Raw genomic sequence first — 17,781 nt, 5'->3', positions numbered from 1 at the left:
TTTTGAATGTGGGAAGCATAATGATGATGAAACCAACCCTGTGGGCAATCCCCCAACCAACAGAACAAGATTTTGCCAATTTAGTCGCAAAAGAAACCGCGCTTTTTGAGCGAATTCAGCAAATTGCCGCGGTGCAAAAAAATGCCAAGTTTGCCAGCAGCCTTGCGGTAGAAGATATGGTGATTACCGATGTAATTGCCAAAACGCAGGCAAAGATCAGCGTGTTTACCTTAGAAACAGGGCGGTTAAATCCGGAAACCTTGGCTTTAGTCGATGCGGTGAAAACCACTTACCCTAATTTAGCCTTTGAGTTGTTCTATCCCAACCCCGAAGCTGCTGCAACCTATGATCGCGAAAAAGGCAAATTCGCGTTTTATGACAGCGTGGAATTACGCCGTGAATGTTGTTTTATCCGCAAAATCGAACCCCTTAACCGTGCATTAAAAACCGCGGATAGCTGGTTGACAGGACAACGCCGCGAACAGTCCGTCACACGCACAGAATTAGCCTTCCACGAAAAAGACGAAAGCCGCGGCATAGACAAATACAACCCGATCTTTGATTGGTCTGAAATGGACGTTTGGGCATATATTTTAAAACATAAAATCCCCTACAACGCCCTATACAAACAAGGCTACCCAAGCATCGGCTGTGAACCTTGTACCCGCCCGGTCAAAGCAAACGAAGACATCCGCGCAGGCCGCTGGTGGTGGGAAAACAAAGACAGCAAAGAGTGTGGATTGCATAAATAAAACAAAAATAACCGCACTTTTATTGACGCTCAGTTTAAAACGGGGTCCCCGTCTGAGACGCCTGAGCGACTTGAAATTTTTAGGAAAATTAGTTTGTTTGAGCGAAGCGAGTTTACTAATTTTCCGTGAAGAAAATTTCAACAAAGCGAAGAAAAGCGGCGAAGTCGGGGTGTGCTTTCTTTTGCCTACTTTGCTTTGCACAAGCAAAGAAAAGTAGGTCGCCATCGGCGAAAACGATTTCTAATTAATTGGAAGAATTACCAGAATAAAAGGATCATAAAAATATGACAACACAAAACCAAATCGAAAACGGTCATCTTGATTGGCTGGAAGCGGAATCCATCTACATTATCCGTGAAGTAGTGGCTGAATGTAGCAATCCTGCATTGCTGTTTTCAGGCGGTAAAGACAGCGTGGTGTTACTTGCCCTTGCACGCAAAGCCTTCCAATTAGAAGGGCGTGAATTGGTGTTACCGTTCCCTTTAGTGCATATCGACACAGGGCATAACTATCCGGAAGTGATCCAATTCCGTGATGAGCAAGTGAAAAAACTCAATGCCAAATTGATTGTGGGGCACGTGGAAGATTCTATTGCTAAAGGCACGGTGGTATTGCGTAAAGAAACAGATTCGCGTAACGCAGCCCAAGCGGTGACTTTGCTTGAAACCATTGAAGAACAAGGGTTTGATGCCTTAATGGGCGGTGCGCGCCGTGATGAAGAAAAAGCCCGTGCCAAAGAGCGTATTTTCTCTTTCCGTGACGAATTTGGTCAATGGGATCCAAAAGCACAACGCCCTGAATTATGGTCGCTTTACAATGCAAAACTGCACAAAGGCGAAAATATGCGTGTCTTCCCTATTTCAAACTGGACGGAATTGGACATTTGGCAATATATCGAACGAGAAAATTTAGAATTACCACCAATTTATTATGCTCACGAGCGCGAAGTGGTAGAGCGCAACGGCTTGCTCGTTCCTGTGACGCCATTAACGCCAAAACGCCCGAATGAAGAAAGCGTTATCCGCTCTGTGCGTTTCCGCACCGTGGGCGACATTAGTTGCACCTGCCCGGTGGCAAGTACCGCCGCTACCCCAAGCGATATTATCAAAGAAACTGCGGTGGCAGAAATCTCAGAACGCAGTGCAACCCGAATGGACGACCGTGCCAGCGAAGCGGCAATGGAACAACGCAAAAAACAAGGATACTTTTAAAATACAAGTGTAGGGACACACTGCGTGTGTCCGAAAACAAAATAGCAAACGGACACACGCAGTGTGTCCCTACGAGCAGGATTATATTATGAGCAACATTAACCAATTCGCCCCATTACGTTTTATTACCGCAGGCAGTGTGGATGACGGTAAAAGCACTTTAATCGGTCGCTTGCTTTACGATAGCAAAGCCTTGTTAAGCGACCAGTTGTTGAGTTTAAATAAATCTAAAAATAATGGCGAAGTCATTGATTTTTCCATTTTAACTGATGGTTTAGAAGCGGAACGTGAACAGGGGATTACCATTGATGTGGCGTATCGCTATTTTTCTACCGCGAAACGTAAATTTATCATTGCAGACACACCGGGGCATGAGCAATACACGCGTAATATGGTGACAGGTGCGTCAACAGCCCACGCCGCAGTGGTGTTAATTGATGCCACACAATTGGATTTTAGCCAAGCGGAAGTGGAATTATTGCCACAAACCAAACGCCATTCGGCAATCTTAAAACATTTGCGTTGTCCGCACGTCATTGTTGCCATTAATAAAATGGATTTATTGGATTTTGATGAACAGAAATTTAATGCCATTACCACCGCTTACCGTAAATTAGCCGAGCAACTTGGCTTAAAAGATGTACGATTTGTGCCGGTTTCCGCCTTGCAAGGCGATAATATTGTGCATAAAAGTGACCGCACTTCGTGGTATCAAGGTGAGCCATTGTTGAGCATTTTAGAGAATTTACCTACAGATGATAACCAATCTGAGCAAGCGGCTGATTTTCATTTTCCTGTGCAATTAGTGTTGCGCTTAGATCAAGATAAAGCCGATGATTTCCGCGGTTATCAGGGACGCATTGAAGCAGGAGAAATTTCTGTGGGGGCAAAAGTACGTGTTGAACCGAATGGATTAGAAAGTACAGTAACAGAAATCTATTCACCAAATGGCTTAGTGCCGGCGGCAAAAGTGGGCGAACAGGTGACGTTACGTTTAGCTGATGATATTGATATTTCTCGTGGCGATACCTTTGTAGCGGCAAATTCTGCTACGTTTTCAAGCAAACAACTTACCGCGACTATTTGCTGGTTTGATCAACGTGCCTTAAACCCTGCACGTAAATATTTGCTCAAACAAGGCACGCAAACGGTTTTTGCCAAAGTCAGCGAAATCGAACAAATTTTAGATTTAAAAACTTTACTCAACGACAGTGAAGCGGAACAAGTGAAAATGAATGATATTGCACAGGTGCGAATCAGTTTACAAAAACCGATTACCGCCACTACTTACGCACAAAACAAAGCCACAGGCGCATTCATTCTCATTGACGAAGCCACCTACCACACAGTAGCCGGCGGAATGATTTTGGAAAATTAATAAAATAAATTGTGGGGAACAAATCAATATGCCAAACACAACACTACCCTTAACCCCTGAAGCCTTGCAAACGCTTTCAGCTTTAACACCAACCCAACTGGCATGGCTTTCAGGCTATGCGTGGGCACGCTCTCAAGGTGCTCAAAATTCATTAGAAAGTGCGGTGAATTTTAACCCTGTTTTAGCCACACAAGCTGATCCATTAAAAGTCACCGTGCTTTCAGGTTCGCAAACAGGCAACGCAAAATCCGTGGCGGATCAATTAGCGGAACGCTTAAAAGCCGAAGGTATTGACGTGGTTCGTACTCAATTAAAAGATTACAAAGCAAAAAATATTGCAGAGGAAAAATTAGTCTTACTTGTCACCTCAACCCAAGGCGAGGGCGAAGCTCCTGAAGAAGGTGTGGTGTTGCTGAAATTATTAAATGGCAAAAAAGCGCCGAAGTTACCACAGCTGCAATTTGCGGTGTTGGGATTGGGCGATAGTTCATACCCGAATTTCTGCCAAGCAGGTAAAGATTTCGATCAGCGTTTTGCCGAATTGGGCGCGAGCCGTTTGTTAGACGTAGCATTAGCCGATTTAGATTTCAAAGCTACCGCAGAAAAATGGATCGAAGATGTGGTTGCTGTGGTGAAAGAAAAAGCGAAAAGCGCTGTCGCCACCGCCACACCCGCGCCAACCACCACTATTTTGCCAGAGTCTGCAAAATACAATAAAGACAATCCTTTTGCGGCTACCTTAATCACCAATCAACGTTTAACAGACCGAGAAGCGGAAAAAGACGTGCGCCATTTGGAATTTGATTTATCAGGTTCAGGCTTGCACTATCAGGCGGGCGATGTGCTAGGGGTTTATTTTGAAAATGATCCTGCATTGGTGGCAGAAATTTTGGCAGCGGTTGCCGTGAATGGGGAAGACATCGTTGAAGTCAACGGCAAAACCTTGCCAATTTCCACCGCACTTCAGACGGAATTAGAGCTCACGCAAAATACGCCTGCGTTTGTGAAAGCGTATGCCGCGTTAGCTAATCATGCGGCGTTGAACGCCATTGTGGCGGATAGCGCACAGCTAGCACAATTGGTGGCAAATACCCCGATTGTCGATGTGCTTAACGCCTTCCCAACTCAATTAACCGCTGCGCAGTTGAGTGCTTTGTTCCGACCAATTACGCCACGTTTGTATTCCATTTCATCCAGCCCTGAAGAAGTGGGCGAAGAAGTGCATTTAAGCGTTGGTGTGGTGCGTTATGCCCATAATGGCAAAGCGCGCGCAGGCGGTGCATCCGGCTATTTAGCGGATCGTGTGGAAGAAGATGGGCAAGTGCGCGTTTTTGTGGAACATAATGATAACTTCCGTTTGCCGCAAGATAACACCAAACCGATTATTATGATCGGATCAGGCACAGGTATTGCGCCGTTCCGTGCCTTTGTGCAACAACGTGCCGCAGAACAAGCGGAAGGGAAAAACTGGTTGATTTTTGGTAACCAACATTTTGCCCTTGATTTCTTATACCAAACGGAATGGCAGCAGTTCGCCAAGGACGGCTTCTTGCATAAATACAGCTTTGCTTGGTCGCGCGATCAAGCGGAAAAAATTTATGTGCAAGATAAAATCCGCGAAAATGCCGAAGATTTATGGCAATGGCTACAACAAGGCGCGCATATTTATGTGTGTGGTGACGCAGCAAGAATGGCAAAAGATGTCAATCAAGCCTTGTTAGAGGTTATTGCACAGCAAGGTAAATTAAGTGCAGATGACGCGGAAGAATATTTAGATAATTTACGTGAAGAAAAACGTTATCAACGTGATGTTTATTAGTTTTATTTGTTACTTTTCTTTGCGTTGCCAAAGACAAATGCTTGCATTTGAATGTTGCCTTTAGGCAACAGCCCGAAGGGTGAGCAAAGCGAATTAAAGTAACCAAAAGAAAGGCACCCCTGCTTTGCCTTATTTCCTAAAAACGCTTTAATTTGTTTAACGGAAAATTTATAAACTCGCTGCGCTCAAACAGTATAAATTTTCCTACAAATTAAATCATTTTTAGGCGGCAAAGAAGGGAACCCATAATTGAATATCAAAGTGCGGTTAAAAATCTGGAAATATTGACCGCACTTATTAAAGAAAAATCGGAGTGAGTATGACAGACAAAATTCAAAAAGGTTTAGAATGGAAAGCGCAGCCGCTTTCTGATAATGAACGTTTGAAAGCAGAAAGTAATTTTTTGCGTGGGACGATTTTAGATGATTTAAAAGATGGTTTAACCGGTGGTTTTAAAGGCGATAATTTCCAATTAATTCGTTTCCACGGTATGTATGAGCAAGATGATCGCGATATTCGTGCGGAACGCTTGGAAGAAAAACTGGAACCGCGTAAATTTATGTTGTTGCGTTGCCGTTTGCCGGGTGGGATTATCAAACCTTATCAATGGATTGAAATTGATAAATTTGCCCGTGAAAACAGCTATTATCGTTCCATTCGTTTGACCAACCGTCAAACTTTCCAATATCACGGTGTGCCGAAAACGAAATTACAAGATATGCACCGTTTGTTGCATAGCATTGGTTTGGATTCGATTGCCACGGCCTCTGATATGAACCGTAATGTACTTTGTACCTCAAACCCGATTGAAAGCGAATTACACCAAGAAGCTTATGAATGGGCAAAGAAAATTTCTGAGCATTTATTGCCGCGTACCAATGGCTATGTGGATGTGTGGATTGACGGCAAAAAAGCCTTGAGTTCCGATAGCTTTTTAGGGCAAGAAGATGAGCCAATTTTGGGTAAAACCTATTTGCCGCGTAAATACAAAACTACGGTTTCCATTCCGCCATTAAATGATGTGGATGTGTTTGGCAATGATATGAACTTCGTGGCAATTACCGATGAGCAAGGTAAATTGGCGGGCTTTAATGTGCTAGTGGGCGGTGGTTTGTCGATGGAACACGGTAATACCACAACCTATCCGCACGTGGCGTTAGAATTAGGTTATATTCCGCGAGATCAAGTGCTGAAAGCGGCGGAAGCGGTGGTGACCACACAACGTGATTTTGGTAACCGCGCGGATCGTAAACATGCGCGTACGCGTTACACTATTCAAGCGATGGGTTTAGATAGTTTCAAAGTGGAAGTAGAACGCCGTATGGGCTTCCCATTTGAAGCCATTCGTCCTTATGAATTTACAGAACGTGGCGATCGCCTTGGTTGGGTGAAAGGCATTGACAATAAATGGCACTTAACCTTATTTGTAGAAAGCGGTCGTTTAACGGATAACGATCCGGCAAAACCGTTAATGACAGGGATGCTTGAAATTGCCAAAGTTCACCAAGGGGATTTCCGCATCACCGCAAACCAAAATATTATTATTGCGGGCGTGCCGGAAGATCAAAAAGAGGTGATTGAGAATTTAGCGCGTCAATATGGCTTATTAGAACCGATTAGCAAACAGCGTGAATATTCGATGTCTTGCGTGGCGTTTCCAACTTGTCCACTCGCGATGGCAGAAGCAGAGCGTATTTTGCCCGACTTTACCGCTGAAATGGAACAAATCTTAGCCAAACACAACATTCCTGATGAGTATATTATTACGCGTATCACAGGCTGCCCAAATGGTTGTGGACGTGCAATGTTGGCAGAAATTGGCTTGGTAGGTAAAGCGGTGGGACGTTATAACTTGCATATCGGCGGCGATCGCGCAGGTTATCGTATTCCGCGTTTATATCAAGAAAACAAAACCTTGCCTGAAATCTTGGCAGAAATTGACCGCCTTGTTGCACGCTGGGCAACAGAACGCCAAGAAAATGAAGGTTTTGGTGATTTTGTGATTCGCGCAGGGATTATCAAACCTGTATTAAATGCCCCGGTAGATTTCTGGGATGCGGATGCTATTGCGGTGAAACAAGCCTAAAATAGCAAAACAGCGAAAAAACAAACCGCACTTGGGGATTAACATAGAAGACCAAAGTGCGGTGTTTTTTTATGGGATTTTCACATTAATTAAGCCAGAACAGATAGCCGAAAGTGGCAATGGCAAAGACAGAGATAATATTGAGTATAATACCTGCTTTGACCATATCCCCTTGTTTGATCACGCCGGTACCAAATACAATAGCATTTGGCGGTGTAGCGACCGGAAGCATAAAGGCACAGCTTGCCCCTAAACCAATGATCAATGCTAAACCAATAGCCGGCATGCCTAAGGTTTGGGCAATAGAGATAAAAATCGGTACTAATAAAGCGGCACTGGCGGTATTGCTGGTAAATTCCGTTAAGAAAATAATGAATGCCGCGACAATAAGACCAATCATGTAGAAATGACCGCCATCAATTAAGAACACAATACCATCCGCCATAATTTGGCTTGCACCGGAATTTTTCAACACGCTACTTAAGGTTAAACCGCCACCAAAGAGCATTAACACGCCCCATTCTGTGTTGTCTTGGATTTGTTGCCAATTGGCAACACCTGTAATAGCGATTAATGCCGCAGCTAATAGAGCTACGATACTATCAAACCCAGCGATTTTTTTCGGTAATCCTAATGCTTCAGTGATGATTGGATTAATTTGTGAGCTAAAAATCCAACAAAGTGCGACAAAAATGAAAATACCGAGTGCTTTCCAACGCGTTGAATTCATTTCGATTTTTTCAAAGGTTTGCTCGAAATGGATATTTAAACGCGGTTTAAACACGATATAAAGCACCCCGATCATTAACGGCAACAATAAGATCATAATTGGCAAGCCATACCATAACCAATCGGCAAAGGTTAAATGTAATTGTGAAGCGACGATAGCATTCGGCGGACTTCCCACTAAGGTTCCCATACCGCCAATACTGGCACTATAAGCAATCCCCAAGAGTACGAAAGTATAAGTATTATGTTCGCGCTCTCTGTCTAATTGACTTAAAACCCCCATGGCAAGTGGTAACATCATCGCCGCAGTGGCAGTGTTACTAATCCACATAGACAAAAATGCGGTGACGCCAAATAAGTAAAGTACGGCAACAAATAAATTGCCACGAGCTAACATCATAATACGGTTGGCAATCAAGCTATCGAGCTTTTGGATATGTAATGCCGTCGCCAATGCAAACCCACCAAAGAACAAGAAAATAGTAGGATCAGCGAAAGCGACAAGGGCTTCTTTGGTTCCGACTAAACCTAGTGCAATGGCCAAAATCGGTACAAGTAGCGCGGTAATAGTGACATGTACAGCTTCAGTTAACCAAAGCACAGCCACAAAAGCCAGCAATGCCAAGCCTTTATTGGCTTTTGGATCAAAGGGTAAAAATTTAAGCAATGCCACGAAAAGTATCATATTCAAAATAAATATGATGGATTTCGGATTCCATTGCGTTTTGAGTTCCGGCGTAATATTTTTCATACGTTGCTCCTTGTTTACACTACTTCGTATGTTCTCACATTAGCTTTTTTTAACAATAGTTCAACATCTTTTTTACGATTTTGTGACGTACTTCAAAATATTTCCCAATAAAAGTGCCGTGAATTAAAAAAATTTTTGTATAATGCCTAGGGTCTATTTATCTTTCAAAAAAATAATCTCCGTCGCCGCCTTTTATTGAAAGATAAACAGATCCTAAAAGTGCAAACCACAGGAGATACTATGCAAAATACATTTCAACATTGGCTAGAACAAATGGCTTTGAATGGTGCAAACCAGTCTTATATTGAGGATTTATACGAAGAGTATCTCAAAAATCCTGAAAGCGTTGAGCCAAGTTGGCGTCAAACTTTTGATTCTCTTCCAAAACCTACCGCTCTTTCTGCGCCAGAGCAAGCGCACTCTCAAGTCCGTGACTATTTCAAACGCCTTGCTCGCGATAATTCGCAAACAAATGTGGGGGAAGTCAATTCAAAAGGTAGTGAACGCTTGGTGAAAGTATTGCAGTGGGTCAATGGTCACCGAAACCGCGGACATTTAGATGCCAATTTAGACCCATTAAACCTATGGGAACGTATGCCGTCCCCGACTTTAGATTATAAATTCTATGGATTTACCGATGCGGATCTGGATCAAGTGTTTGATATCGGTGGTTATGTGTATAGCCGTGATAAAATTACTTTACGTGAACTGGCGAATAATCTAAAACAAACCTATTGTGGTACGCTTGGCTTTGAATTTATGCACGTCAATGATTTAGAGGCGCGTACCTGGTTACAAAGTCAAGCCGAAAATCTCTTAAACCGACCGCTCTTTACGCGTGATGAACAGTTGACATTCTTAAAAGAATTAACTGCCGCAGATGGCTTGGAACGCTATCTTGGGGCAAAATTCCCTGGCGCAAAACGTTTCTCGTTAGAAGGCAGCGATGGCTATATTGTATTAATGAAAGAAATTATCCGTCATGCCGGCAAAAATGGCGTGAAAGAAATGGTGTTTGGTATGGCACACCGTGGACGCTTGAATATGCTGGTGAATGTTCTCGGGAAAAAACCGGTGGATTTATTTGATGAATTTGCAGGCAAACATTCGGGCAATCGCACTGGGGATGTGAAGTATCATCAAGGTTATTCTTCTGATTTTATGACGGATGGCGGTGCGGTACATTTAGCCCTTGCCTTTAATCCTTCCCATTTAGAAATTGTCAGCCCTGTAGTCATTGGTTCTGTACGCGCGCGTCAAAAACGCTTGAATGATACGGAACGCAATAAAGTGATGCCGATTACCGTTCACGGTGACAGTGCAGTGATTGGGCAAGGCGTTGTACAAGAAACCCTTAATCTGTCCAGCACTCGTGGTTATGGCGTGGGTGGAACGATTCGTGTGGTGATTAATAACCAAATCGGTTTTACGACTTCTAATACGAAAGATACACGTTCAACGGAATATTGTACGGATATTGCTAAAATGATCGAAGCACCGGTGATTCACGTGAATGGTGATGATCCTGAAGCTATTGCTTATGCAGCGCGTATTGCCGTGGAATTCCGCACAAAATTTAAACGTGATATTTTCATTGATTTAGTCTCCTATCGCCGCCACGGTCATAATGAAGCAGATGAACCTTTGGCCACCCAACCTGTGATGTATAAGCTCATCAAAAAACACCCAACGCCACGCAAAGTTTATGCGGATCGTTTGGTGGAAAATGGGGTAATAACAGAAGGCGAAGCCTTAGAGTTAATGAATCAATACCGTGATGCCCTAGATCAAGGAGATTGTGTCGTGGATGAATGGCGTGAAACGGATCCGTCAACCGCACAATGGTATAAATTCCTTGGTGAGAATGTGTGCAATTTTGGTGTTAAATATGATGAAAAACGGTTTAAAGAATTAGCCCTTAAGGCCTGCGAATACCCGGAAAATCACCCCATTCACCCACGGGTTGCTAAAGTTTACGAAGATCGTAAATTAATGGCGCAAGGAGAAAAATTATTTGACTGGGGCGCGGCTGAAATGATGGCTTATGCGACCTTACTGGATGATGGTCATCCAATTCGTATCTCTGGAGAAGATTCAGGACGCGGAACGTTCTTCCACCGTCAAGCGGTTTTACATAATCAAGAACAACGCAAGGCTTATATTCCCCTTTGTAATTTACACCCTAATCAAGGGCGTTTTGAAGTGTGGGATTCGGTGTTATCGGAAGAAGCCGTACTTGCCTTTGAATATGGCTATGCCGCAACAGACCCGAATACCTTAACCATTTGGGAAGCCCAGTTTGGGGATTTCGCTAATGGCGCGCAAGTGGTAATTGACCAATTTATCAGCTCCGGTGAACAAAAATGGGGCAGAATGTGTGGCTTGGTGATGTTGCTACCGCACGGTTATGAAGGTCAAGGTCCGGAGCATTCCTCTGCACGTTTAGAACGTTATTTGCAGCTTTGTGCGCAACAAAATATGAAAGTTTGTGTGCCCTCAACACCGGCACAAATTTATCATTTATTGCGCCGTCAAATGCTTTGTTCAGAACGCCGTCCGTTAATTGTGATTACGCCAAAATCCTTATTACGTCATCCGTTAGTTCAATCGAGTATGGATGACTTGATTAATGGGCATTTCCAACATGTGATTGATGAAATTGATCCTATCGATCCAAAAGGGGTAAAACGCGTCGTGCTTTGTTCGGGTAAAGTTTATTATGATTTATTAGAACAACGCCGCAAAAATGAACAAACTGACGTAGCGATTATTCGTATTGAGCAACTTTATCCGTATCCACATGAAGAAGTGCGCTCAATTTTAGCGAAGTTTGAGCAAGTGACTGATTTTATTTGGTGCCAAGAAGAACCTTTAAACCAAGGTGCTTGGTATTGTAGCCAACACAACTTCCGCGCGGATTTACCAAAAGACGCCACGCTACGTTATGTAGGACGACCGGCATCCGCATCCCCTGCTGCCGGCTATATGGCATTGCATAACGAACAGCAACGTGAGTTAGTGACAACCGCATTAAACTTAGCATTTTAAGTATGCGTGATGGTTTTTGCCATCACGCGATTTATCATTTATAAATTGACTAGAGGTTAACCATGAACAAAACCAAATTCCGCGTTATTTTCAACCGTACCTTGTCGCGTTTGGTGGTGACCTCGGAATTAGCGAAAACCGCAGATAAATCATCACCGGCTGGAGATGGGGATGCAGTAAAAAGCGCGGTGCGTTTTTGTTCAGTTTTGTCGTTGTCTTCTTTAAGTTTTCGTTTGTTTTGTGCTTTAGGCTTGGTGTCTTTTATTGCGTCCCAACCTGCGTTTGCCAACCTTGAAATCCGTGCAGATAAAACTGCGCCGGTCAATCAGCAGCCTATTGTTCTTTCTACGGCTAACGGCATTCCGCAAGTGAATATCCAAACCCCAAACAGCAAGGGGCTTTCTCACAATAAATATGCCCAATTTGATGTAGCGGAAAAAGGCGCGATTTTAAACAACAGCCGCACCACCGTGCAAACCCGGCAAGGCGGTTTGGTGGCGGGCAATCCTTATTTGGCGCGTGGTGAAGCGCGGGTAATTTTAAATGAAGTGAATGCCGCCAACCCAAGCCAATTGCGCGGCTATGTGGAAGTGGCAGGCAAAAAAGCGGATGTGATTATTGCCAACCCTAACGGTATTCATTGTGATGGTTGTGGCGTGATTAACTCAGGGCGCACCACCTTAACCACAGGCAAACCGCAAATCCAAAATGGTCAAGTCACCGGCTTTGACGTAGAAAAAGGCAAGGTGAAAGTGTCAGGCAAAGGCTTGGACAACAGTCGCGTGAATTATACCGAAATCCTTGCACGCGAAGCGGAAATCAACGCCGGCATTTGGTCAAACAAAAAACTGACCGTCATCACCGGCGAAAACCAAATTCAACGCAGTGAAACTGCCGCAACACCCAATGACGATGACCATCTCAAAATTATTCACACCAAACCCGCTACAAATTCAACCCCTCAGCCCGAAAAATACGCCGTGGACATGAGCGAATTAGGCGGTATGTATGCGGGCAAAATTTACCTTATCGGCACCGAACAGGGTTTAGGTGTACGCAATGCGGGGCATATTGGGGCAAGTGCCGGCGAAGTGCATATCGACAGCCAAGGGCGTATTGTCAATAAAGGCACGGTCAATGCCAACCAAAATATTCAACTCACCGGCAAACAAGGCATTGAAAACACAGGCAAAATCGAAAACAGTGAGCAAGATATTCAACTGAGCACCCAAGCGGATATTCAACAACATGGCTCTGTTGTGGCACGTAACGGCAATATTCATCAAACGGCAAATCAAAAAATTCACCAGCAAGGTGAAACCATCGCCAAAGGCAATATTCATTACAAAGCCCCTACTGTTACCGCATCAACATCATCCTTGATTGCCGCCGGCGTAGAGACTAAAGACATACCCAATGGCGAAACACGAACCCTTGAAACAGCGTCAACACAAGGCAAAAATCTCACCGTCACCACCACAGGCAAAACCACCCTGCAAGGCAAAAATTTAGCTTCGGGAAAAATTCAGGTCAATGCGACCGACATCAATCTAAACCAAAGCCAAAGTGCGGCGAATTTTATCGACATTTCTGCGACACAAGGCGACATCCAAGCAAACAACGCCACGATTATTGCCCACCGTGATTTAACGCTCACCACCCCGAAAACACTGCAAACGCAAAATAGCACAGTTAAAACCCAAGGAGATTTAACGGTGAATGCCACGGGGTTCAACAACCAACAAGGACGTTTTGTTGCTGAAGGTCAACTGACGATTCATGCAAACAACGGAAAAGTGGATTCCACGCAAGGTATACTCGCATCAAAACAAGATTTGCGTCTGACGTCAGGCGAATTGGTCAACGAAGCAGGGCTCATTCAATCTTATCAAAACATCAATATTAATACGCAAGGACAAAGGCTATCCAACCAACAAACCTTAACCGAAGCACAAGATAAAGGCATTGTAGCGTTAGGGAATTTGACTCTCCAAACGGCAATTTTAAATAATCAACAGGGTGGAATTTATAGCGCAGACACCGCCGCCATTACCGCGAGCCAACGTATTAATAACCAACAGGGTGAACTGTTATCAGCAAACGCCATTTATATCAAAAACAATGGTAATCTGATGGTAAATAACCAAAATGGATTGATTCAGGGGCAAAATACGATTGATTTAACAGCGAAAGGCTTAGAGACAGAAGGCACAATAAAAACTGCGGGCAATTTATCCATTGATTTAAAAGACAGTTTTACCTTAAACCAAGCCTTTGACGTGGGGAATAATCTGACGTTTAGCACACAAGGCAATTTCACCAACAACGTCAAGCAAGTCGTTGGCAACCAAGCCGCTTTTACGGCGAATCATATTCTCAATCCTGCTCATGCAGAGATTTCATCAAACCGTACCTTGCTCAATGCCGCAACGCTTACCAACTATGGGCTGTTAGATGGTCAGGAAAATATCATCAAAACGCGTACATTAGATAATTTAGGCACCGGTCGAATTTACGGCGATCATTTAGCCATCCAAGCAGAAAGTCTTAACAATCTCAATCAAGATGAAAAATCCGCCACCATTGCCGCACGAAATCGCCTAGATTTAGGTGTAGGCACCTTAGTCAATCGAGATCATAGCCTTATTTTCAGCCTTGGCGATATAGCTATTGGTGGACAGTTAGACGAAAATAACCAAGCGAAAGGCTATGCAAAATTCATCGATAACGGCAGTGCAACCTTTGAAGCTTTGGGGAATGGGGATATTAAAACCCAACGGTTATTAAATCACGATCTTTATTTAAAACTCGGTGAATATCACACCGATGAGCATATTATTGAATATGCGCCGGCAAATCGTTCAAAACGTTATGCTTTACTCAATAAAGATGGCGGTGAAGGTCGTTTTGATTTGAAAAATAATAGTAGAAGCGATTCTAACTCTTACTTTATTTTGAACAACGGTACGAGAATTGCATCCCGTTATTGGATGACTTGGGATTATAATCGCCACACCGTCACCAGCACCATTGAATATCGTGATCCTGCTAATATTTTGATTGGGGGAAATTTATCGCTTTCAGGTGCAGACTTAGAAAATAATGTCTCTAACCTTTCTGTCGGTAAAACCCTCTTATTGGGCGATAGTATTTTTACACGCAACGAAAATAATACGAATTTAACAGCGGGCAATATTACCTTAAAAAATATTGATATTTGGGGCACCATTGATATTACTGATACGGGTAAATGGGCCGGTTTTGGAAAAGAGCGTCATCGCTATGGTGCGCGAGGTAAAAAACGTTGGGCGGTTTATGGCACAGGAGAGGGCGAAATCAATGACGTTCATCCGACACAGCATTTCGCCTTTAAAAAAGTGTTAAATGAAATCGGTACTGAAATCACAGGCACTAACACCCAAATCGCTCAACAATCAACGCCAAGTGCGGTTATTTCCGGACAAGTTTCAGCGCTTCACCCTGCCAATTTAGATCAGAATATGCAGCCTGTGATTAAAACCCATTTAGCCGATATAAGGCTACCGCAAGCTAGCCTGTATAAAATTAACCCTGATGCACCAAACGGCTATTTAGTGGAAACCGATCCAACATTTACCGACCGCAAACAATGGTTAAGTTCAGACTATATGTTTAACGCCCTGCGTCACGATCATAACTATGTCCAAAAACGCTTGGGGGACGGTTTTTATGAACAACGCTTGGTCAATGAACAAATCAACCAGCTCACAGGACGCCGTTTTTTAGATAACTACAGCTCGGACTTCGAACAATACAAAGCCTTGATGGATAGTGGAATTTATTATGCCAATAAATTTAATCTTAGCCTTGGCGTGGGATTAACCGCACAACAAATGGCGGAACTCACTTCGGATATGGTATGGTTTGTGAACAAAGAAGTGCGCTTACCAAGCGGCAAAACCTTAACAGTCTTAACACCGCAAGTGTATCTTGTGGCGCGCAATCTGGATGTCACCCCACAAGGCGCATTAATTTCGGCACGCGAGATTGTTGGTAACATCAACGGCGATATTCAAAATAGCGGTACCGTTGCAGGAGGAAATCTCACCGCACTTTCCGCGAAAAACATCCAAAATTATGGAGTGGTATTAGGCGACACGGTTAATTTGAATGTAGAGCAACGATTAGTCAATCTCGGCGGTAAAATTCAAGCCTTGAATTCTGCTACATTGCTTGCTGGTCAAGGTGTGGACATCGCCAGTCAAACAAGCCGCAGCGCGAATACGGATAGTTCAGGAAATGCCTTTGCGCATACCGCTATCGACCGCCAAGCGGACATTCATGCCGGCGGAAAATTAACGATTTACAGCCCGAAAGATGTCACTGTCAAAGCCGCCAATCTCAGCGCTGATATCATTCATATTCAAGGCAATCAGGTTGAACTTGGCATAGTCACCACCCACAACAAACAACATTATAATGGAGATGGGGATAACTATTATCGCCTAGACCAAACCCAAGAAGTGGGCAGTCAACTGACGGCAAAAAATGACGTGAACATTCTAAGCGAAAACCTCACCGCACTTCGTCAAGCCGGCATACACAGTGACAACGGTACGGTTACCCTTAGCTCAACAAATGGCGATGTACAAATCCAAGAAGGCCGCAACCAAGAGCAACTCTCTTTCGGCGCAAAAAGCACCCACCACGGCACCTTGCAAACTATCACCTCGGTGACTAAACATGACCACCGTTATGATAGCGCGCAAGGCTCTGCCATTGATGGTAACAATGTCGTATTACAAGCCAATAACGGCAATGTGAGTGTTCAGGGTTCAAATGTAGTAGCAGAAAACCATCTTGTTGCTAAGGCAAAAAATATCAGCATTCAAGCAGCGGAAAATCGTGTTTTTGAAGAAGATTTTGAGAAAAGGAGCAAATCAGGCTTAATGGGCAGTGGTGGATTTGGTTTTAGTGTAGGCTCGAAAAAAGAAAAAGTAGAACAAGACCGCACGCAAGAAAGCGCGGCAAGTAGCCAAGTGGGGAGCTTAAAAGGTGATACGGTTCTTCACGCGGATAATCATTACCAGCAAACAGGTAGCGTTGTCACCGCGGTCAATGGCGATGTTGATATTCTTGCCAAATCAGCCAACATCACCGCGGCACATTCGGATTATGAGAGTAATTATAAATATACGATGGAGCAGAAAGGCGTCACCATTGCTTTAACTGGCGCCGTAGTTTCGGCAATTCAAGCGGCAGATTCAACCTTAAAATCTGCTAAAACAATAGGTAGCAGTAAAAATAATCGCATTAATGCTATGGCAACAGCTAACACTGTTTTTGATGCCGTACGCACAGCAGAACAACTTAAAGGCATTGCGGATGCTATATCAAATGGCTCTACTACAGGTGGTGCTATAGGCGTGAGTATTACTTACGGTCAACAAAAAACGGTTCAAACGCAGCATACCGAAGGTAATACAGTAGCAAAAAGTGCGGTCAATGCAGGCGGAAAAGTCAATATTGTTGCTACCGGGCTGAGCGAACAGTCAAACATTGATATTTTAGGTTCTGATGTCTCGGGTCAGGCTGGTACGCATTTAAAAGCAGATGGCGATATTAATATTCAAGCAGTGGATGAAAACCATCTTGAGCGGAGTAAAAATAAATCATCGGGTTTTAATATTGGTGTTGGCATTCAGCTAGGCAAAGGTATTGCGGCAGGTTTAACGGTTGGTGGTAACGTAGCGAAAGGCTATGGCAACGGCGAAAGTCAAGCGTGGGTAGCAAGCCAAGTAGGCGATAAAAATAGTCAAACGACGATTGAAAGTGGCAAGGATACCAATATCATCGGCTCACAAGTGATCGGTAAACGGGTTGAAGTCAGTGCGGAAAACTTAAATATCGAGAGTTTACAAGACACCGCGAAATATGACGGTAAGCAGGAAAGCATATCAGGCTCAGCTACCATCGGCTATGGCTTCTCAGCAGGCGGAAGTTACAGTAAATCGAAAGTCAATTCTAA

The 17,781-nt window shown here is 43.8% G+C and carries 8 protein-coding genes; 7 read left to right on the top strand and 1 reads right to left on the bottom strand.

Translation table 11 applies throughout. The annotated features are described in order from the left end of the window. The first annotated feature begins 17 nt into the window (after positions 1-17). The 5 genes from Q0O89_RS05310 (at position 18) to cysI (ending at position 7,246) form a co-directional block, all read left to right on the top strand. Complete coding sequence (locus Q0O89_RS05310) at positions 18-752, top strand: phosphoadenylyl-sulfate reductase (protein WP_293730668.1); 735 nt, start codon at positions 18-20, stop codon at positions 750-752. Positions 753-1,036: 284 nt separating this feature from the next. Continuing rightward, positions 1,037-1,963: a sulfate adenylyltransferase subunit CysD gene (cysD, locus tag Q0O89_RS05305; protein ID WP_135710126.1), complete on the top strand. Its 927-nt coding sequence runs from the start codon at positions 1,037-1,039 to the stop codon at positions 1,961-1,963. An 88-nt stretch (positions 1,964-2,051) separates the two neighbouring features. Beyond that, positions 2,052-3,341 (top strand): GTP-binding protein, encoded by a 1,290-nt coding sequence (locus tag Q0O89_RS05300; RefSeq protein ID WP_293730641.1) that lies wholly within the window; start codon positions 2,052-2,054, stop codon positions 3,339-3,341. Positions 3,342-3,363: 22 nt separating this feature from the next. Then, positions 3,364-5,160, top strand: coding sequence for an assimilatory sulfite reductase (NADPH) flavoprotein subunit (locus Q0O89_RS05295; RefSeq protein WP_293730667.1), 1,797 nt, complete (start codon positions 3,364-3,366; stop codon positions 5,158-5,160). A gap of 319 nt (positions 5,161-5,479) precedes the next feature. Then, the gene (gene cysI / locus Q0O89_RS05290; RefSeq protein WP_293730640.1) at positions 5,480-7,246 is read left to right on the top strand and encodes an assimilatory sulfite reductase (NADPH) hemoprotein subunit; all 1,767 of its coding nucleotides are present in this window, start codon (positions 5,480-5,482) and stop codon (positions 7,244-7,246) included. An 85-nt stretch (positions 7,247-7,331) separates the two neighbouring features. On the opposite strand, the gene Q0O89_RS05285 is transcribed toward cysI, so the two are convergent. After that, positions 7,332-8,726 carry a DASS family sodium-coupled anion symporter gene (locus tag Q0O89_RS05285; RefSeq protein ID WP_293730639.1) on the bottom strand — a complete coding sequence of 465 codons (1,395 nt, stop codon included), beginning with the start codon at positions 8,724-8,726 and terminating at the stop codon, positions 7,332-7,334. Positions 8,727-8,966: 240 nt separating this feature from the next. Here Q0O89_RS05285 and sucA point away from each other — a divergent pair, with 240 nt between their 5' ends. Both sucA and Q0O89_RS05275 read left to right on the top strand, forming a co-directional pair. Further along, on the top strand, positions 8,967-11,774 hold the full coding sequence (sucA, locus tag Q0O89_RS05280) for a 2-oxoglutarate dehydrogenase E1 component (protein ID WP_293730638.1): 2,808 nt from the start codon (positions 8,967-8,969) through the stop codon (positions 11,772-11,774). Between the two features lie 62 nt (positions 11,775-11,836). Continuing rightward, positions 11,837-17,781: hemagglutinin repeat-containing protein (locus Q0O89_RS05275; RefSeq protein WP_293730637.1), on the top strand; the 5,945-nt coding region annotated here is incomplete at its 3' end.

Source organism: uncultured Actinobacillus sp., from assembly GCF_945915845.1.
Lineage (GTDB): Bacteria > Pseudomonadota > Gammaproteobacteria > Enterobacterales > Pasteurellaceae > Exercitatus.
This window is presented reverse-complemented; position numbering and strand designations above follow the sequence as displayed.